Genomic DNA, 17,557 nt, shown 5'->3' on the forward strand with positions numbered 1-17,557 from the left:
ACGTGAGCGCCGCCGACGAGGCCAGCGCCGCCCGGCAGGACGACGCGATCGCCGCGCCCGCGGGCGCCGATTCGACGCCCGACACGGTCGACGGTGTCGCGGCCTTCGCTCGCCTGTACGGCGAGCCGCTCTTCAAGCTGCCGCAGGATCTCTACATCCCGCCCGACGCGCTCGAGGTGTTCCTCGAGACGTTCGAAGGCCCGCTCGACCTGCTGCTGTACCTGATCCGCAAGCAGAACTTCAACGTGCTCGACATCCCGATGGCGCAGGTCACCGCGCAGTATCTGGGCTACGTCGACCAGATCCGCACGTCGAATCTCGAGCTGGCGGCCGAATACCTGCTGATGGCCGCGATGCTGATCGAAATCAAGTCGCGGATGCTGCTGCCGGTCAAGAAGGCCGACACCGGCGAGGAAGCCGAGGATCCGCGCGCCGAACTCGTGCGCCGGCTGCTCGAGTACGAGCAGATGAAGCTCGCCGCGCAGCGGCTCGACCAGTTGCCGCAGCTCGGCCGCGATTTCCTGCGCGCCGAGGTGTATATCGAGCAAAGCGTCACGCCGCGCTTTCCCGACGTGAATTCGGACGATCTGCGCGCCGCGTGGGCCGACGTGCTCAAGCGCGCGAAGCTCGTCCAGCATCACAAGATCTCCCGCGAGGAGCTGTCGGTGCGCGAACACATGAGCCTGATCCTGCGCCGGCTGCAGAACGCGCGCTTCATGGAGTTCGCCGACCTGTTCGACACGTCGCGCGGCGTGCCGGTCGTCGTCGTGAACTTCATCGCGATGCTCGAACTCGCGCGCGAATCGCTGCTCGAGATCACGCAGGCCGAGCCGTTCGCGCCGATCTACGTGCGCCTCGCGTACCTGCCCGCGTAAGGGCCGCCCCCGCCGCTTCCCGTTCCCGGTTCGTTCCGACGCTCGCCGCTGCGCCGCGGCGGACGACCGTTCGGCGGGTGTTCGGCACGCCCCGATAAAAAGTGAACGATCGTTCTTTTATCGATGCGTGCCGCGGCCAAATCCTCTACAATCCGCCGACGCCCGATGCGCCGCCCGCGCGCCGGCGTTCTCCGCTTCGACCCCGACGCCGCTGCCGCGGCGTCAACGCGCGCCTGCGCGAGGAACCCGTTACCCGATCATGAAAGTCATCAGCTCGATCCAGGAACTGCGCGACCAGCTGCGCGGACAGAACCGCACGGCGTTCGTGCCGACGATGGGCAACCTGCACGAAGGGCACCTGTCGCTGATGCGCCTCGCGCGCCAGCACGGCGACCCGGTCGTGGCGAGCATCTTCGTCAACCGGCTGCAATTCGGCCCGAACGAGGATTTCGACAAGTATCCGCGCACGCTCCAGGACGATATCGAGAAGCTGCAGCAGGAAAACGTGTACGTGCTGTTCGCGCCGACCGAGCGCGACATGTACCCCGAGCCGCAGGAATACCGCGTGCTGCCGCCGGACGATCTCGGCGGGATTCTCGAAGGCGAATTCCGTCCGGGCTTCTTCGCCGGCGTGTGCACGGTGGTCACGAAGCTGATGTCCTGCGTGCAGCCGCGCGTCGCCGTGTTCGGCAAGAAGGACTACCAGCAGTTGATGATCGTGCGCCGGATGTGCCAGCAGCTCGCGCTGCCGGTCGACATCGTCGCAGCCGAAACCGTGCGCGACGAGGACGGCCTCGCACTGTCGTCGCGCAACCGCTACCTGACCACCGACGAGCGCAAGGAAGCGCCCGAACTGGCGAAAACGCTGCAGCGCGTGCGCGACAGCGTGCTCGGCGGCGAACGCGATCTCGGCAAGCTCGAGCGGCACGCGCACACGCACCTGGCCGAACGCGGCTGGGTGCCCGACTACATCGCGATCCGCCGCCGCGCGAACCTGATCGCACCGAGCGCCGCCGAACTCGAAGCCGGCGAGCCGCTCGTCGTGCTCGCGGCCGCGAAGCTCGGCGCGACGCGCCTCATCGACAACCTGGAAATCTGACGGGCGCCCTGCCCGCGCCTCTCACGACGCCTCACCGGAGACACCATGCAGCGCCACATGCTCAAATCGAAGATCCACCGTGCGGCGGTCACGCACTGCGAACTGCATTACGAAGGTTCGTGCGCGATCGACGAAGACCTGCTCGAAGCGGCGGGCCTGATCGAAAACGAACGGATCGACATCTGGAACATCAACAACGGCGAGCGCTTCTCGACGTACGCGATCAAGGGCGAGCGCGGCAGCGGGATGATCTCGCTGAACGGCTCCGCCGCGCGCCGCGCGCAGCTCGGCGACCTCGTGATCATCGCGGCGTTCGCGATGGTCGACGAAGCCGAATTGCAGGCCGGCTGGAAGCCGAAGCTCGTGTTCATCGACGACGGCAACAAGATCAAGGGCCACCGGGACCACGTGCCGACGCAGAGCTGGAGCTGATCCGCGCGGCCGCCGGGGTGTCGCGACACGCCGGGTGTCGCCGCGATGCGGCGGGCGCCCGGCGGCCAACACCGAGCCGCCACATACGGACGGAGGGCCTGATTCGGCGCGATGCCGGATCAGGCCCTTTGTCCTTTTGACGGAATCCGCCGCGCTCGCCGCTTGCAGCGCGGCCCGCGCGCGGGCGGGTCAGGACGCTTTCGCGGCCTTGTCGGCCTTCGGCATGCGGCGCTCGGCCCATTCGACGATCGGCCGCCACTGTTCGAGATCCTTCTCGACGCGGCTCTTCGCGACGTCCCACAGCGTCAGGCCGTGCGCGGCGATCTGCACGTAGTTCTGCGTGTCGCGCACGTAGCCGAGCACCGGCAGGCCGAGCCCTTCGACGAACCGGTGCAGTTGATCGGACGAGCGCGTGCGCGCATCGACCCGCATCCCGACGATCCCGACCTCGACGCCGCCCTTGCGCACGGCCTTCTCGCCGGCGAGGCGCTCCAGAAACTGCTGGGTCGCGAGAATATCGAACATCGACGGCTGCAGCGGCACGATCACCTTGTCGGCCAGTTGCAGCGCGACGTTGAGCCGCGTGCCGTGCAGGCCGGCCGGCGTATCGATCACCGCATATTCGAGGCCGCGCGGCGGCTTCGACGGCGCGTCCGGATCGAGATCCCACGCCTCGATCGTCGGCAAGCCGGCCGGCCGCAGGTCGAGCCACGCATGCGCGGACTGCTGCCGGTCCAGGTCGGCCAGCGCGACCCACGCGCCCTGCGCCGCGAAATAGCCGGCTAGATTGGTGGACAGCGTGCTCTTCCCCACGCCGCCCTTCGGATTCGCCACCACGATGACCGTCATGAATTCCCCCGATAAAGCCGCGCGGCGCCGGCCGCATGGCAGGCGCCGCTCGATTGCGGATACAGGGAGCGATGATATCGGCAAACGGGGTGTCACCGGAACCGGTCGCGGCGACCCGCGGGCCGCTTTCGTGCGCGTTCCTTCACATTACGCGCGCCCGGCCGCGGCCTCCGCCGCGCCGATCGCGAACGCGCCGCCGCCCAGCAGGGCCTGCACGGCCAGCGTGACGGCCCAGAACGCCGGATATTCCCAGCCGCCGTGCGGCGACGAGAAGCTCCAGCCGTTCGGCAGATGCGCGGCGAGCGCGCCGAGCATGAACGGCAGCAGCACCAGCGCGGCGATGCGCACGCGGAACCCCGCGAGCAGCGCCAGGCCGCCCGCCAGTTCGACGAACGTGGTCAGGTACGCGAGCCAGCCCGGCAGGCCGATCGACGTGAAGAACTGCGCGGTGCCGGGCAGCGTGAAGACGAATACTTTCTGCGCGACGTGCGCGAGGTACAGCACGCCGAGGGCGACGCGCAGCAACGTCGCGGCGAAATCGTTCAGGCGGTTGGCGTTCATGACGGCTTCCTTCGGGAGTGGATGGGAATGGATCGCACTCTATTCGAATCGATTCGGCCGATAAACACGCCATGACGATTAAATTGATTCTTATCCAGAACGAATCGAAGCGAAAAAAGGGCATGACCGAACATGCCCTCCGTCCTGCTCAGTAACCGCTCTTGCCTTGCGTTGCGTCGCCGCCGGACTGGCCGCCGCCCGGCGCATACGAATCGCACGCATGCGCCGCCGCCGACGCGCCCAGCAGCGCCGCAAGCAGCACGCTCCACCACCATCGAACCTTCATCGTCGCCCTCCTGCGGGCGGACCTCCGCCCTCCTTCGTTGTACGCGATCGGGCGGAAAAAGCGAGGGCGGACCGGCCCGCCGTCACCGAAACTCGGCGTACAGCGCGTCGAGGTCGAGATGCGCGGCGAACGTGTCGGCCAGCCGCTCGAGCGAAGCCTCGCGCAGCGCCGGGTAGTCGATGCGCGCCGCCCCATCGAGCCCCGCCCACGCGAGCAGCGCCGCGCACGCGTCGGGCGCGTCGAACAACCCGTGCACATAGGTCGCGAGGATCTGGCCGTCGGCCGACATCGCGCCGTCGGGACGCACGCCATCCTGCGCGGCATCGGCGGCCAGCGTCAGCGCGGGCGTCGCGAGCGCCGGCCCGCGCGTGTCGCCCATGTGGATCTCGTAACCGCGCACGGCTGCCTCGCCCGGCAGCGCGAGTTGCCCGGTCACGTTCTTCAGCGTCTTGTCGGGTTGCAGCGTCGTGTCGAAATCGAGCAGCCCGAACCCCGCCACGCTGCCGGGCGCACCTTCGAGGCCGAGCGGATCGTCGAGCGTGCGGCCGAGCATCTGCATGCCGCCGCAGATGCCGATCACCTTGCCGCCGTAGCGCAGATGACGCCGGATCAGCGCGTCCCAGCCCGTGTCGCGCAGCCACGCGAGGTCGCGCTGCACGCTCTTCGAACCGGGCAGGATCAGCAGGTCCGCGTCGGGCACGGGGCCGCTCTTCCAGTACGTGAATTCGACCTGCGGATGCGCGCGCAGCGGGTCGAAATCGGTGTGGTTGCTGATGCGCGGCAGCGCGGGCACGACGACGCGCAACACGCCGCCATCGCCGCGTGCGGCGGCGCTGCGCGCCTGCGCGGGCAGCATGTCCTCCGCGTCGAGCAGCAGCCCGTGCAGGTACGGCAGCACGCCGAACACCGGCTTGCCCGTCCGGGCGCGCAGCCAGTCGAGCCCGGGTTCGAGCAGCGCGCGGTCGCCGCGGAAGCGGTTGATCACGAAGCCGCGCACGCGCGCGCGCTCGCTGTCCGACAGGCAGGCGAGCGTGCCGACCAGATGCGCGAACACGCCGCCGCGATCGATGTCGGCGACGAGCACGACCGGGCAGTCGACGCGCTCGGCAAACCCCATGTTCGCGATGTCGCCGTCGCGCAGGTTGATCTCGGCCGGACTGCCGGCGCCTTCGACGATCACCGTGTCGTACCCGGCGCGCAGGCGCGCATACGATTCGAGTACCGCATCGAACGCGACCGGCTTGTAGTCGTGGTACGCCCGCGCGTCGAGGTTCGTGCGCGCCTTGCCGTGAATGATCACCTGCGCGCCGCGATCGCTCGTCGGCTTCAGCAGGACCGGATTGAAATCCGTATGCGGCGCGACGCCGGCGGCCAGCGCCTGCAACGCCTGTGCGCGGCCGATCTCGCCGCCGTCGACCGTCACCGCGCTATTGAGCGCCATGTTCTGCGGCTTGAACGGCGCCACGCGTGCGCCGCCGCGGCGCGCGAGGCGGCACAGGCCCGCGACGAGCGTGCTCTTGCCCGCGTCGGACGTCGTGCCCTGGATCATCAGCGTGCCGCGCGGCCGCGGCTCGGGTGCATTCATCGTGTAAAAGATCGTCGCGAAGCAAAGGCGGCATTATCGCCCGCGGCGGGTCGCGCGCGCCGTTACAATCACGCGATGATTCCGCACGACCTCACCTTCGTCCTCGGCGGCGCGCGCTCGGGCAAGAGCGCGCATGCCGAGCGGCTCGCCGCCGACAGCGGCCGCCCCGTCACCTACATCGCGACCGCGACCGCCGCCGATGCCGAATTCGCGCAGCGCATCGCGCATCATCGCGCGCGCCGGCCGGCCGCCTGGGGGTTCGCCGACGCGCCGGTCGATCTCGCGGGCACGCTCGCGCGGCTCGACGATCCGCACGCGTGCCTGCTCGTCGACTGCCTGACGCTATGGCTCACGAACCTGCTGTGCCCCGCCGACGGCGAACCGCTCGACGACGCGCAGTACGCGACGCACGTCGAGCGGCTCGAGCACGCATTGCGCGGCGCGCGCGCGAAGGTGATCGTCGTCAGCAACGAGATCGGGCTCGGCGTCGTGCCGCTCGGGTCGGTCACGCGCCGCTACGTCGACGAGCTCGGGCGCCTGAACCAGCGCGTCGCCGCGCTCGCGACGCGCGTCACGCTGCTGGTTGCCGGGCTGCCGCTCGACCTCAAGGCGAGCGCGCAGCCATGCTGATGCTGTCGCTGCCCGTCGTCGCGATGCTCGCGGTCGCGGCCGCGCTCGTCGACCGCGCCATCGGCGAGCCGGCCGGCTGGCATCCGCTCGTCGCGTTCGGCCGCGTCGCCGCGCGCATCGAAGCCGCGCTGAACACGGGCCGGCGCGGCCGCCTGGTCGGCGTCGCCGCATGGCTCGCGGCGGTCGTGCCGCCGGTGGCCGTCGCGGCCTGGCTCGTCTGCGCGCTGCCGTGGCCGTTCGCGGCTGCGCTGCACGTCGCGCTGCTGTGGTTCGCGCTCGGCGCGAAGAGCCTCGCCGACCACGTCGCGCCGATCGCCGCCGCGCTGCTGCGGCGCGACCTCGACGCGGCGCGCACGCTGACCGCACGCATCGTGTCGCGCGACACCGGCAGCGCGGACGAAGGCGCGCTGTCGCGCGCGGCCGTCGAATCGGCGCTCGAGAACGGCAACGACGCGATCTTCGGCGCGCTCTTCTGGTTCGTCGTCGCGGGCGGTCCCGGCGCGTTGCTGTTCCGGCTCGCAAACACGCTCGACGCGATGTGGGGCTATCGCACGCCCCGCTTCCTGACCTTCGGCTGGGCTGCCGCACGCATCGACGACGCGCTGAACTGGATGCCCGCACGCCTCACCGCCGCGAGCTACGCGCTGCTCGGCGACACGGCCGCCGCGTGGCGCTGCTGGCGCACGCAGGCGCGCCACTGGGACAGCCCGAACGCGGGCCCCGTCATGGCCGCGGGTGCCGGCAGCCTGAACGTGCAGCTCGGCGGCCCGGCCGTCTATCACGGCGAGATCGAGGATCGCCCGGCGCTCGGCACCGGCGCCACGGCAACTGCCGTCCACATCGTCGCCGCGCTGTCGCTCGTCACGCGCACGCTCGCCCTGTGGCTCGCGCTGCTGGTCGCGAGCGGCGCACTCGTCATGGCCACCCATCATGTCTGATTCATCCATCGCGCACGGCGGCAACCTGCACGAAGCCGCCCGCCGCCACGGCATTCCGTACGACGCGTGGCTCGACCTGTCGACCGGCATCAATCCGGCGGGCTTCCCGGTGCCGCCCGTCCCGGCCGACGCATGGCGCCGACTACCCGACGACGGCGACGGCCTCGCGGCCTGCGCCGCGCAGTACTACCGCGCGCCCGATGCCGCGCACGTGCTGCCGGTCGCCGGCAGCCAGGCCGCGATCCGCGCGTTGCCCGGCTTGCTGCCGGCCGGCGACGCCGGCGTCGCGGCGCTCGCGTACGGCGAATATGCGCCCGCGTTCGCGCGCCACGGCCATCGTGTCGTCGCGCTGGACATCCGCGCCGATACGCTGCCCGCGACGCTGCGCCACGTCATCGTCGGGAATCCGAACAATCCGACCGCCGAGTTCGTGCCGACCGCGCGCCTGCTCGGCTGGCATGCGCAACTGGCGGCACGCGGCGGAACGCTGATCGTCGACGAAGCGTTCGCCGATACGGGCGCCACGCCATCGCTCGCGCCGCAGGTCGATCGTCCCGGCCTCGTCGTGCTGCGCTCGGTCGGCAAGTTCTTCGGGCTCGCCGGAATCCGCGCGGGCTTCGTGCTCGCGTGCCCCGACCGCATCGTCGCGTTGCGCGACAGACTCGGCGCGTGGACGGTCAGCGGCCCCGCACGCCACGCGGTCGCCGCGGCGTTCGCCGATCGCGCGTGGCAAGCTGCCGCCCGCGAGCGGCTCGCGGCCGACGGCGAACGACTGGCCGCGCTATTGCGCACGCACGGCTTCGCGGTTCGCGCGACACCGCTCTTCAGTTGGACCGACGACCCGCGAGCCGAGGCGCTGCATGCGGCGCTCGCGACGCGCGGGATCTGGACGCGGCGCTTCCCGACCCCGTCGAGCGTGCGCGTCGGCCTGCCGGGCAGCGAAGCCGAATGGCGGCGCCTCGGCGATGCGCTCGCACATTGCGTGCCGCTGCTGCAGCGAGTCCCGGCATGAGGCCGCGCCCGTTCCGCCGGCTCGCGCCGGCCGCACTGCTCGCGGCGCTCGCTCATGCGCCGCTCGTCCACGCCGATGTCGCGACACGCGACGACGCCGGCAACACGGTCACGCTGCCCGCGCCCGCGCAGCGCGTGATCAGCCTCGCGCCGCACGCGACCGAGCTCGTCTACGCGGCCGGCGGCGGCGCGAAGCTCGTCGGCACCGTCACGTACAGCGACTATCCGGCCGCCGCGCAAGCGGTGCCGCGCGTCGGCGATAACAAGGCGCTCGATCTCGAACGCATCGCCGCGCTGAAGCCCGACCTGATCGTCGTCTGGCGGCACGGCAACGCCGAGCGGCAGACCGATGCGCTGCGCGCGCTGCACATCCCGCTGTTCTTCAGCGAACCGAAGCATCTCGACGACGTGTCGTCGTCGCTGCGCCGGCTCGGCACGCTGCTCGGCACGCAACCGACCGCCGATGCCGCCGCCGCTGCGTTCACGCGGGACCTCGCGGCGCTACGCGCACGCTACGCGGCACGCCCGCCCGTCACGCTGTTCTTCCAGGTGTGGGACCGCCCGCTGACGACGCTCAACGGCGCGCACCTGATCGACGAAGTATTCGAACTGTGCGGCGGGCGCAACGTATTCGCGTCGCTCAAGCCGCTCGCGCCGACCGTGACCGACGAGGCCGTGCTCGCGGCGAATCCGGAAGCGATCGTGACGACGAGCGCGGGGGCGACCCGTTCGACCGAACCGCTGCCGAGCCTCGCGCGGTGGCGTGCATGGCCCGCGCTGAAGGCCGTCGCGCGCCACAACCTGTTCGCGATCGACGGCGATCTGCTGACGCGGCCGTCGCCGCGGATCGTGCAGGGCGCGGCCGCGCTGTGCGAGGATCTGGATGCCGCGCGTGCGCGGCGGTCGGCGCGCTGATTGCCGGCGGCTGGCGCATTGTCGTGCACCGATGCCGGATGCGTGCGGCGCCCGAGACGGATCGAACGTGCGCGGCGTCGTTCATTGCGGACGCACGTGCGCCCATGCGTCCCAGTGCACGATTTCCCATGCTTGCGCGTCGTCGTTCGTGCGCAGCCAGACGACCCCGCCCGTCGGCACGGGCCGCGACAGCAGCGTGTCGAGCGGCACGCGCAACACATGCGACGCGAACGCGCGGATCACGCCCGCATGCGTGACGACCCATTGCGAGCCGTCGAGCGTCGCCATCGTATCGGCCTGCCGCGCGACCCGCGCGACGAATCGCGCCACGCTTTCTCCGCCGTGCGCGCATGCATGCATCAGGTCGGCCGCCCACGCATCGAGGGCCGCGCGGTCGATATCGTCCCAGCGCTGCATTTCCCATGCGCCGAAATCCATTTCCTGCCAGTCGGCATCGCGCCGCAGCGGCACGTCGAATGCCCGCGCGAGCCGTTCGGCAATCGACGCGCAACGTGCGAGCGGGCTCGTCCCGACCCGTTCGGGTGACGGCGCGCCGAGTGCCGACAGATGCGCACGCACGGCCTGCGCGCCGTCGTCGGCCGATTCGGCGAGCGGCACGTCGCTGCGTCCGTAGCAGATGCCCGGCTCGATGCCGACGGCCGGATGACGAATCAGGACGACGTCCATCCGAGCACCACGAGATAGATCGCCAGTTCGCCCAGTTGCTGCGCGAAACCGAGACAGTCGCCCGTATAGCCGCCGATCCGCTTCACGAAATAGCGGGCCAGCGACGCGCGCACCAATACGAGCGCCACGCATGCGGCGACGCCCATGCGCCAGTCCGGCCAGAACAGCCACGGCATCCCGAACGCCGCCGCGATGCATGCCGCGCGTGCGCCCATGCGTTGCGCAACCGGCTTCGCCTTGCCTTCGGGCCGCACGTAGTCGAGCGACATCAGCAGGCTCACGGCCATCGCGCGGCTCGCCGCATGCGCGGCGATCATCGTCCATGCGGCGCGCAACGGCAGCATCGACGTCAGCGCCTGCCATTTCAGCCCCAGCGCGATCACGAGCGCGACCGCGCCGAACGTGCCGATCCGCGAATCGTGCATGATGCGCAGCACGTCGTCGCGCGTGTAACCGCCGCCGAACGCATCGCAACTGTCGGCCAGGCCGTCTTCGTGGAATGCGCCGGTCGCGAGCAGCGTCGCGGCCATCGACAGCCCGACCGCGATCGACACGGGCAGCGCGCGCAGTGCGACGAGATAGACCAGCGCGCCCCATGCGCCCACGCACGCGCCGACGAGCGGGAAATAACGCGCGGCCTGATCGAGATCGCCAGCCGCGTAGCCGATCGAGCGCGGCACGGGCACGCGTGTGAAATAGCCGAGCGCGACGAAGAAGTAGCGCAGTTCGGCCCGCATGCCGCGCGCGCGCTCAGGCGTCACGATCGTCGACGCCGGCGGACTCGAAGCTCGCCATCTCGGCGAGGAACGCGGCCGCCGCGCGCACGAGCGGCAGCGCGAGCGCGGCGCCCGTGCCTTCGCCGAGCCGCAGGTCGAGCGCGAGCAGCGGCTTCGCGCCGAAATGCTCGAGCATGCGCCGGTGGCCGGCCTCGTGCGACGTATGCGAGAACACGCAGTAGTCGCGCACGCCGGGCGCGATGCGCTCGGCGACGAGCAGCGCGGCGCTCGCGATGAAGCCGTCGACGAGGATCGTCATCCGCTCGCTCGCGGCCGCGAGGTACGCGCCCGCCATCATCGCGATCTCGAAGCCGCCGAACGTCGCGAGCACGTCGAGCGGCGCGATCGCATGCGCGTGCTTGACGAGCGCGCGGCCGAGCACCGCGCGCTTGTGCGCGAGGCCCTGGTCGTCGAGCCCCGTGCCGCGACCGACGCATGCGTCGATCGGCACGTCGAGCAGGCGGCTCATCAGGCACGCGGCCGACGACGTGTTCGCGATCCCCATCTCGCCGAAGCCGATCGCGTTCGTGCCGAGCGAGGCGTGCAGACGCACGCGCGCCGCGCCGGCGGCCAGCGCCGTCATCGCTTCTTCGCGCGTCATCGCCGGTTCCGTCGCGAAGTTGCGCGTACCGCGCGCGACCGGCAGCGACACCAGCCGCTCCGACGGCGGCAGCGGCGACGCGACGCCCGCATCGACGATCTCGAGCGTGCTCTGCGCGACGCCCGAGAACGCGTTGATCGCCGCGCCGCCGGCCAGGAAGTTCGCGACCATCTGCGCGGTCACCGCTTGCGGATAAGGACTGACGCCTTCGGCCGCGATGCCGTGATCGCCCGCGAACACGATCGTCACGGGACGCTGCACGACCGGCCGCTCGGTGCGCTGGATCAGGCCGATCTGCAGCGCGAGCGCCTCGAGCTGGCCGAGGCTGCCGGGCGGCTTGGTCTTGTGGTCGATCACATGTTGCAGGCGCGTGCGCAGCGCGTCGTCGAGCGGCGCGATCGCGGGCGGGAAACAGGTCGGAGTCGTCATCGGGGAGCCGTGTCGTGGGCGCGGCAGGCGCCGCGCATCGGAAAAATCGGAACGGAAAGGGTCATTGTCGCGCAGGCCATGCCGGCAGCAGCGCATCGCGGCCGTTCTCGCGGATCAGCACGAGCGGATAGCCGAACGCGTCGCTCGCGCGCTCGGGCGTCAGCACGTCGTGCACGGGGCCGGCCCACGCATGGCCGCGGCCGTCGAGCAACAGCGCATGCGTCGCGAAACGTCGCGCGAGGTTCAGGTCGTGACACGAAAACATCACCGTGCGCGGGCCTGCCGCGAGCCACGCGGCCAACGCGGTCAGGCAGTCGATCTGGTGATGCAGGTCGAGATGCGCGAGCGGCTCGTCGAGCAGCATCAGCGGCGCATCCTGGCACAGCGTCGCGGCCAGCGCGACCCGCTGCCGCTCGCCGCCCGACAGCGACATCACGTCGCGCGACGCGAGCGCGCTCAGGTCGAACGTCGCGAGCGCATCGCGCGCGGCCGTGCGGTCGCCGTCGCGCTCCCAGCCCCAGCCGCCGAGATACGGAAAGCGGTTCAGCAGCACCGTATCGAACACGGTCGCGCTGAACGCATCGTGCAATTGCTGCGGCATCAGCGCGCGGCGCTGCGCGAGTTGCCCGGGACGCCACGCGGCAAGCGGCCGGCCGTCGATCTCGACGTGTCCGCCGGCCGGCGGCTGCAATCCCGCGAGCGTGGCGAGCAGCGTCGTCTTGCCCGCGCCGTTCGGTCCGGCGACACACCAGATCTCGCCGGGGCGGAACGCCTGCGTGAAGCGCTCGAGCAGCGTGCGCGCGCCGGCCTTCAGCGTCAGCTCGACGGCCCTGTAGCGCATGTCGCCGGCAGCGGCGTGCGGTGCGGCGGCGCCCGTCATCGCATCGGTCTCCTCAGCAACATCCACAGGAACACCGGCACGCCGATCAACGCGGTCATCGCGCCCACCGGCAATTGCGCGGGCGCGATCGCGGTGCGCGCCAGCAGGTCGGCCGCCATCACGCCGCCGCCGCCCGCAAGCATCGCGGCCGGCAGCAGCATCCGCTGGTCGTTGCCGAACGCGAGCCGCAACCCATGCGGCACGACGAGCCCGACGAAGCCGATCGTACCGGCCGTCGTCACGGCGGCCGCGGCGGCCAGCGACGCGACGAGATAGATCCGCACGCGCAGGCGTGCGACCGGCACGCCGAGCGCGAGCGCGGTCGCGTCGCCGCGCAGCAGCACGTTCAGTTGCGGCGCGGCCGGCAGCGCGACGCATGCGCTCAGCAACAGCGCGCCCCACGCGAACCACGGCGCCGTCGCGCCGTTCAGGTCGCCCGTCAGCCAGAAGATGATGCCGCGCAGCCGCGCGTCGGGCGCGAGCGACAGCAACAGCGTGACGAGCGCGCCCCACCCCGCCGCGATCACGACGCCCGTGAGCAGCAGCCGCGGCGAGGCGTCGCGCGATTCGCCGCGCCACAGCTCGCGCCTCGCGAGCCCGAGCACGAGCGCGACCGAGACGAGCGAACCGGCGAACGCCGACGCGTCGACGAGCCACCACGCGCCGCCCGCGATCATCGCGACGAGCGCGAAGCCGGCCGCGCCGCCGGACACGCCGAGCACGTACGGCTCCGCGAGCGGATTGCGCAGCAGCACCTGCAACAGCGCACCGGCCAGCGCGAGCAGCGCGCCGCACGCGAAACCCGCGAGCGCGCGCGGCAGGCGCAGCGTCCGGACGATATCGGCGAACAGGGTATCGCCGCCGTGCGGCACGAGCGACGCGAGCGCCTGCCACGGCGACATCGGCACGCTGCCGATCGACAGCGACGCGACGAACAGCAGCGCGACCGCGGCGGCCAGCGCGGCCCAGATCGCGGCGGCGCGCGCGGCGCTCATGCCGCGCCCGGCCGCGCGCACGACGCGCGGCACATCCGCTTGCGGGAGCCGGCCGGGCGCGACGGCGGCGCGTGGCGGACGATTGGGGTCGGCATCGAAGAAACGTTCCGTGAACCGTTGCGCGTCCCGCTTCCCCGCAGGCCGCGTGTCATGGAGCCCGTGCGGGCTCCCCGTCTCGGCCGGTATCCGGGCTGGCGGCGGTCCGGCTCGCCTTCCCGCGCGATGACGCGCAGTGGCCCGCGCCCGCATGCGACTGCATGCGAAACGCGCCCGAGCCGGCCTGCGTCACGCGACGCGGCCGCTTACCGTTGCGGGGGCAGCGCAGGTCGGCGCGCTCCTGGAGCCCGCACCCTGCTTCCCGTTTAACCGCGCGTCCTGCGCGCGAGCACCGAGGCGGCGCCAGTTTAGGAGCCGGTCGCGCGAGCGTCAAGGAAGCGTCCGGACCCGCGCGGGACGCGCCTATTCGCGGCAAGAAGCAGGGGTGTTACGACTGGAAACGTTACAGATGTCGGATTGCGCGTTATTCCGCGCTAAAATGCTGGGTCTTTAGAGGACGCAGCAAATGCTCAACGAACTCGAAACCCTATCTCAAAATATTGGCCGTCTGATTTCGCTGAACAAGCGCTATCACTCGGAACGGCTCGCGCTCGAGGAGCAGGTCGCGCAATTGCGCGCGGAAGCGGACACGGTCCGCGCGGAGCTCGCGCAGCTGCGCGACGAACGCAATGCGCTCGCGGCCGAGCGCGACACGTTGTCGGCGAAGATCGACGACGCCCAGGTGAAACTGAACGCGATTCTCGAAAAGCTGCCGCGCTCGAAGGGCGCGGAGCAAGCCGACAACCAGCTCGACCTGCTGGATGCGCAGGCGCGCACGGATGGCGATGACACGGCCAGCCACGGAGAACATGCATGAGCACCAAGCAGATCGAAGTCTCGATTCTCGGTCAGCCCTATCGGCTCGCCTGTTCGGCCGAGACCGAAGCGGCGCTGCTCGAAGCGGTCGCGCGCGTCGACGCCGAAATGTCGAAAATCCGCTCGAACAGCTCGGTGCGCGGCACCGATCGCATCGCGGTGATGGCGGCGCTGTCGCTCGCATCGGAATTGCTGCGGCTGCAAACGAGCGTGCGGCATGGTGAAGCGTTTCCGGCGGAGGAAATCCGTCGTACAATGCACCAGATGAACGAACAGCTCGGCGCGGTGCTCGCACAGCACGAGACGCAGTAACGTTTCAAACGATGCGTCGATTCCCCTTGATCTCGACGGTCAACGGTGGTCAAATTGGCGCATCGAATCACAGTTCAGTCAGCTTCCCTGCCTGGTTCGCCAAGGTCATATATTCCTTGAACCAATGCCATGTGCACGGTTGCGGAAATTTGTAGCACGGGCGCGCGCGTCACTCTGTCTGATGTACCCGAAGTGCTGCTAACTGCGACCAATTCTGAACCTCAGGTTCAGGATGCCGGCCTAGCGGCCAAGGTGGGGGCCTATCCAACGGCATCGGGCAAGTCCCGGTGCCGTTTTCTTTTGTAGCAGCCTTTTCTGCGTCGACCACGACCATGCAATACTGGCTGATGAAGTCCGAACCGGACGAAGCAAGCATCGACGATCTCGCCGACGCACCGCAGCGCTCGCTGCCGTGGACGGGTGTGCGCAACTATCAGGCGCGCAATTTCATGCGCGACACGATGAAGATCGGCGACGGCGTGCTGTTCTATCACTCGAGCTGCCCCGAGCCGGGCATCGCCGGGCTCGCCGAAGTCTCGTCGACGCCCTACCCCGATCCCACGCAGTTCGATCCGAAAAGCCCCTATTACGACCCGAAATCGACGCAGGAAGCGCCACGCTGGCTGCTCGTCGACGTGCGCTTCGTGAAGAAGTCTCCGCTCGTGCCGCTCGCCACGCTGCGCGAGCACGACGAACTCGCCGACATGCGCGTGCTCGCGCGCGGCAACCGGCTGTCGATCACGCCCGTCACGCGTGCGGAATGGCGATTCATCACCGAAAAGCTGATGAAGTAGGCGCGCGCCAAAGGTCAAATCCGGTCAGTACGCGCGACCGTAACGGAACTCGCGGCACTGTCGCGCAGCCTAAGCAACCACTGCCGGCCGAACGGGCCGGCCGTCGTTTTTTCGTTGCGCGGTACGCCCGCGTCGCGCACGCGTAACCCGCGTGCGCGCCCTCGCACAAGGAATCCAACAATGACCAAGAAATCCGCACTCGCGCTGTCGCTCGCCCTCGCCGCCGCCGTTCCCGTCGCGCTGACGCTCGCGTCGCCCGCCGCGCACGCCCAGGCGGTGAACCCGCACTTTCCGGAGCCGGCCGGCGTGCTGTCGCTTTCGTCGCAGGCCAGTGCCGACGTGCCGCAGGACATCATCCACATCACGCTGTTCTACGAGCAGCAGGCCAAGGATCCGGGCAGCCTCACCGCGCAGCTGAACCAGCGCGCGGACGCGGCCCTGTCGCAGGCGAAGGGCGTGTCGGGCGTCACCGCGCACACGGGCGCGTTCTCCGTGTATCCGAGCACCGATCGCGACGGGAAGATCTCCGCATGGCGCGGCCGCACCGAGGTCGCGCTCGAATCGCGCGATTTCGCCGCGGCGTCGAAGCTGGCGGGCCAGTTGTCGAACCTGATGCAGGTCGCGAACGTCGAGTTCTCGCTGTCGCCGGAAGCGCAGCGCACGGCCGAGCAGAAGCTCACGACCGAAGCGATCAAGTCGTTCCGCGCCCGCGCGGACGAAGCCGCGAAGGCGTTCGGCTACAGCAGCTACACGATCCGCGACGTGAACGTCGGCAGCGGCCGCAACGTGCAGCCGTACCCGCGCATGATGGCGATGGCCGCGGCGCCGATGGACAGCGCGAAGATGAGCGCGCCGATCGCGGTCGAAGGCGGCAAGGCCACCGTGTCGGTCACCGTCAACGGCTCCGTGCAGATGAAGTAACGCGCATCGCGCGGCTGCAGGAAACGAAAAACGCCGGCCCGAGGGCCGGCGTTTTTTTATGCGCGTCCGGGTATCGATGCACGCGCCGATCGCGTATGCATCGATACCGCGTCATGCAGCCACGTCACGCAGCCGCATTCGCGTTCGCCGCGCGGCGGCGATACGCCCAGACCATCAACGCGATCCCCGCGAGAATCATCGGCAGCGACAGCCACTGCCCCATCGACAGGCCGAGCGCGAGCAGCCCGAGGAAGTCGTCCGGCTCGCGCGCAAACTCGACCGTGAAACGCGCGAGGCCATAACCGATCAGGAACAGCGCGGATATCGCACCCATCGGCCGCGGCTTGCGCGCGAACAAGAACAGCACGAAGAACAGCGCGATCCCCTCGAGCGCGATTTCATAGAGCTGCGAAGGATGGCGCGGCAGCATCTGGTATTGCATGAACACGTCGGCGAGATGCCACTTCTCGACGAGCTCCGGATGTTTCGGCAACCAGGCCGCGTCGTCGCGCATCGCGCCCGGGAACAGCATCGCCCAAGGCGCCGTCGGATCGGTCACGCGGCCCCACAGTTCGCCGTTGATGAAGTTGCCGAGACGCCCGGCCGCCAGCCCCGTCGGCACCATCGGCGCGACGAAATCGGTGACCTGGAGCCAGTGCCGCTTGCGCTGCCACGCGAACAGCATCATCGCGAGCGTCACGCCGAGGAAGCCGCCGTGAAACGACATGCCGCCTTCCCACACCTTGAACACGTCGAGCGGATGCGAGAAGTAGAAACCGGCCTTGTAGAACAGCACGTAGCCGAGCCGGCCGCCGAGCACGGTGCCGAGCACGCCGTAGAACATCATGTCGTCGATGTCCTTCGCGGTCCAGCCCTGCGCCGCGACATGCGGCAGCTTCAGGCGGATCCGGCCGACGACGATCGCCGCGATGAAGCCGACGAGATACATGAGGCCGTACCAGCGCACGGCCAGCGGCCCGAGATGGATCGCAACGGGGTCGAAATTCGGGTGAATGATCATGGATTAGCGAAGAAGTTTTCGAATACGGTACGGCCGTCGCACGCGCGC

General features: G+C 69.9%; 21 protein-coding genes, 1 other RNA gene and 1 riboswitch. Of the genes, 12 read left to right on the top strand and 10 right to left on the bottom strand.

The features are described from left to right. Positions 1–2: 2 nt before the first annotated feature. From WS54_RS25755 to panD, 3 genes are all read left to right on the top strand, one after another. A complete protein-coding gene (locus tag WS54_RS25755; protein ID WP_012329011.1) occupies positions 3–875 on the top strand; it encodes a segregation and condensation protein A in 873 nt (290 codons plus the stop codon). A 259-nt stretch (positions 876–1,134) separates the two neighbouring features. Further along, the gene (panC, locus tag WS54_RS25760; protein WP_034208125.1) at positions 1,135–1,974 is read left to right on the top strand and encodes a pantoate--beta-alanine ligase; all 840 of its coding nucleotides are present in this window, start codon (positions 1,135–1,137) and stop codon (positions 1,972–1,974) included. A gap of 45 nt (positions 1,975–2,019) precedes the next feature. Continuing rightward, the gene (panD, locus tag WS54_RS25765) at positions 2,020–2,406 is read left to right on the top strand and encodes an aspartate 1-decarboxylase (RefSeq protein ID WP_034208126.1); all 387 of its coding nucleotides are present in this window, start codon (positions 2,020–2,022) and stop codon (positions 2,404–2,406) included. A gap of 189 nt (positions 2,407–2,595) precedes the next feature. Here the strand turns inward: panD and WS54_RS25770 are convergent, their stop codons facing one another. The 4 genes from WS54_RS25770 to WS54_RS25780 all read right to left on the bottom strand — a co-directional run bounded on the left by WS54_RS25770 (position 2,596) and on the right by WS54_RS25780 (position 5,687). Then, positions 2,596–3,255 (bottom strand): ParA family protein, encoded by a 660-nt coding sequence (locus tag WS54_RS25770; protein WP_034208127.1) that lies wholly within the window; start codon positions 3,253–3,255, stop codon positions 2,596–2,598. Positions 3,256–3,402: 147 nt separating this feature from the next. Then, positions 3,403–3,816 carry a DoxX family protein gene (locus tag WS54_RS25775; protein WP_059782298.1) on the bottom strand — a complete coding sequence of 138 codons (414 nt, stop codon included), beginning with the start codon at positions 3,814–3,816 and terminating at the stop codon, positions 3,403–3,405. Positions 3,817–3,964: 148 nt separating this feature from the next. Continuing rightward, complete coding sequence (locus WS54_RS34030) at positions 3,965–4,102, bottom strand: hypothetical protein (protein ID WP_179955212.1); 138 nt, start codon at positions 4,100–4,102, stop codon at positions 3,965–3,967. 82 nt (positions 4,103–4,184) lie between these two features. Further along, complete coding sequence (locus WS54_RS25780; RefSeq protein WP_059782297.1) at positions 4,185–5,687, bottom strand: cobyric acid synthase; 1,503 nt, start codon at positions 5,685–5,687, stop codon at positions 4,185–4,187. Positions 5,688–5,762: 75 nt separating this feature from the next. Between WS54_RS25780 and cobU the strand changes: the two genes are divergently transcribed. Genes cobU through WS54_RS25800 form a run of 4 tightly spaced genes read left to right on the top strand, consistent with a single transcriptional unit; the run spans position 5,763 to position 9,181 of the window. Then, entirely contained in the window at positions 5,763–6,317 is a 555-nt protein-coding gene (gene cobU, locus WS54_RS25785) for a bifunctional adenosylcobinamide kinase/adenosylcobinamide-phosphate guanylyltransferase (RefSeq protein ID WP_059782295.1), read from the top strand. Beyond that, positions 6,311–7,255: an adenosylcobinamide-phosphate synthase CbiB gene (cbiB, locus tag WS54_RS25790; protein WP_034208131.1), complete on the top strand. Its 945-nt coding sequence runs from the start codon at positions 6,311–6,313 to the stop codon at positions 7,253–7,255. Before cobU ends, cbiB begins: the two co-directional genes overlap by 7 nt. Further along, the gene (cobD, locus tag WS54_RS25795) at positions 7,248–8,267 is read left to right on the top strand and encodes a threonine-phosphate decarboxylase CobD (RefSeq protein WP_059782293.1); all 1,020 of its coding nucleotides are present in this window, start codon (positions 7,248–7,250) and stop codon (positions 8,265–8,267) included. Before cbiB ends, cobD begins: the two co-directional genes overlap by 8 nt. Continuing rightward, positions 8,264–9,181 (top strand): cobalamin-binding protein, encoded by a 918-nt coding sequence (locus WS54_RS25800; protein ID WP_059782291.1) that lies wholly within the window; start codon positions 8,264–8,266, stop codon positions 9,179–9,181. Before cobD ends, WS54_RS25800 begins: the two co-directional genes overlap by 4 nt. A gap of 81 nt (positions 9,182–9,262) precedes the next feature. On the opposite strand, the gene cobC is transcribed toward WS54_RS25800, so the two are convergent. The 5 genes from cobC to WS54_RS25825 form a co-directional block, all read right to left on the bottom strand. After that, positions 9,263–9,868, bottom strand: a complete 606-nt coding sequence (cobC, locus tag WS54_RS25805) for an alpha-ribazole phosphatase (RefSeq protein ID WP_059782289.1) — start codon at positions 9,866–9,868, stop codon at positions 9,263–9,265. Then, positions 9,853–10,605, bottom strand: coding sequence for an adenosylcobinamide-GDP ribazoletransferase (locus WS54_RS25810; RefSeq protein ID WP_059782345.1), 753 nt, complete (start codon positions 10,603–10,605; stop codon positions 9,853–9,855). Before WS54_RS25810 ends, cobC begins: the two co-directional genes overlap by 16 nt. Before the next feature lie 13 nt (positions 10,606–10,618). Beyond that, positions 10,619–11,674 (bottom strand): nicotinate-nucleotide--dimethylbenzimidazole phosphoribosyltransferase, encoded by a 1,056-nt coding sequence (cobT, locus tag WS54_RS25815; RefSeq protein WP_059782288.1) that lies wholly within the window; start codon positions 11,672–11,674, stop codon positions 10,619–10,621. 61 nt (positions 11,675–11,735) lie between these two features. Next, complete coding sequence (locus WS54_RS25820; RefSeq protein ID WP_034208137.1) at positions 11,736–12,554, bottom strand: ABC transporter ATP-binding protein; 819 nt, start codon at positions 12,552–12,554, stop codon at positions 11,736–11,738. After that, positions 12,551–13,549 carry a FecCD family ABC transporter permease gene (locus WS54_RS25825; protein WP_059782348.1) on the bottom strand — a complete coding sequence of 333 codons (999 nt, stop codon included), beginning with the start codon at positions 13,547–13,549 and terminating at the stop codon, positions 12,551–12,553. The genes WS54_RS25820 and WS54_RS25825 overlap by 4 nt, the downstream gene beginning before the upstream one ends. A 160-nt stretch (positions 13,550–13,709) precedes the next feature. Next, positions 13,710–13,957: riboswitch (cobalamin riboswitch) on the bottom strand. Between the two features lie 154 nt (positions 13,958–14,111). Here WS54_RS25825 and WS54_RS25830 point away from each other — a divergent pair. From WS54_RS25830 to WS54_RS25850, 5 genes are all read left to right on the top strand, one after another. Further along, positions 14,112–14,462 carry an ATPase gene (locus WS54_RS25830; protein WP_034208138.1) on the top strand — a complete coding sequence of 117 codons (351 nt, stop codon included), beginning with the start codon at positions 14,112–14,114 and terminating at the stop codon, positions 14,460–14,462. Beyond that, the gene (locus tag WS54_RS25835; protein WP_006478091.1) at positions 14,459–14,773 is read left to right on the top strand and encodes a cell division protein ZapA; all 315 of its coding nucleotides are present in this window, start codon (positions 14,459–14,461) and stop codon (positions 14,771–14,773) included. The genes WS54_RS25830 and WS54_RS25835 overlap by 4 nt, the downstream gene beginning before the upstream one ends. Before the next feature lie 81 nt (positions 14,774–14,854). Continuing rightward, positions 14,855–15,036, top strand: a non-coding RNA gene (gene ssrS / locus WS54_RS25840) — 6S RNA. 69 nt (positions 15,037–15,105) lie between these two features. Further along, on the top strand, positions 15,106–15,567 hold the full coding sequence (locus WS54_RS25845; RefSeq protein ID WP_034208139.1) for an EVE domain-containing protein: 462 nt from the start codon (positions 15,106–15,108) through the stop codon (positions 15,565–15,567). Positions 15,568–15,747: 180 nt separating this feature from the next. Continuing rightward, the gene (locus WS54_RS25850) at positions 15,748–16,488 is read left to right on the top strand and encodes an SIMPL domain-containing protein (RefSeq protein WP_059782286.1); all 741 of its coding nucleotides are present in this window, start codon (positions 15,748–15,750) and stop codon (positions 16,486–16,488) included. Between the two features lie 124 nt (positions 16,489–16,612). Here WS54_RS25850 and lgt read toward each other — a convergent pair whose 3' ends face one another. Continuing rightward, the gene (gene lgt / locus WS54_RS25855; protein WP_034208141.1) at positions 16,613–17,509 is read right to left on the bottom strand and encodes a prolipoprotein diacylglyceryl transferase; all 897 of its coding nucleotides are present in this window, start codon (positions 17,507–17,509) and stop codon (positions 16,613–16,615) included. Positions 17,510–17,557 lie beyond the last annotated feature (48 nt).

This window comes from Burkholderia sp. NRF60-BP8, from assembly GCF_001522585.2.
Taxonomy (GTDB): domain Bacteria; phylum Pseudomonadota; class Gammaproteobacteria; order Burkholderiales; family Burkholderiaceae; genus Burkholderia.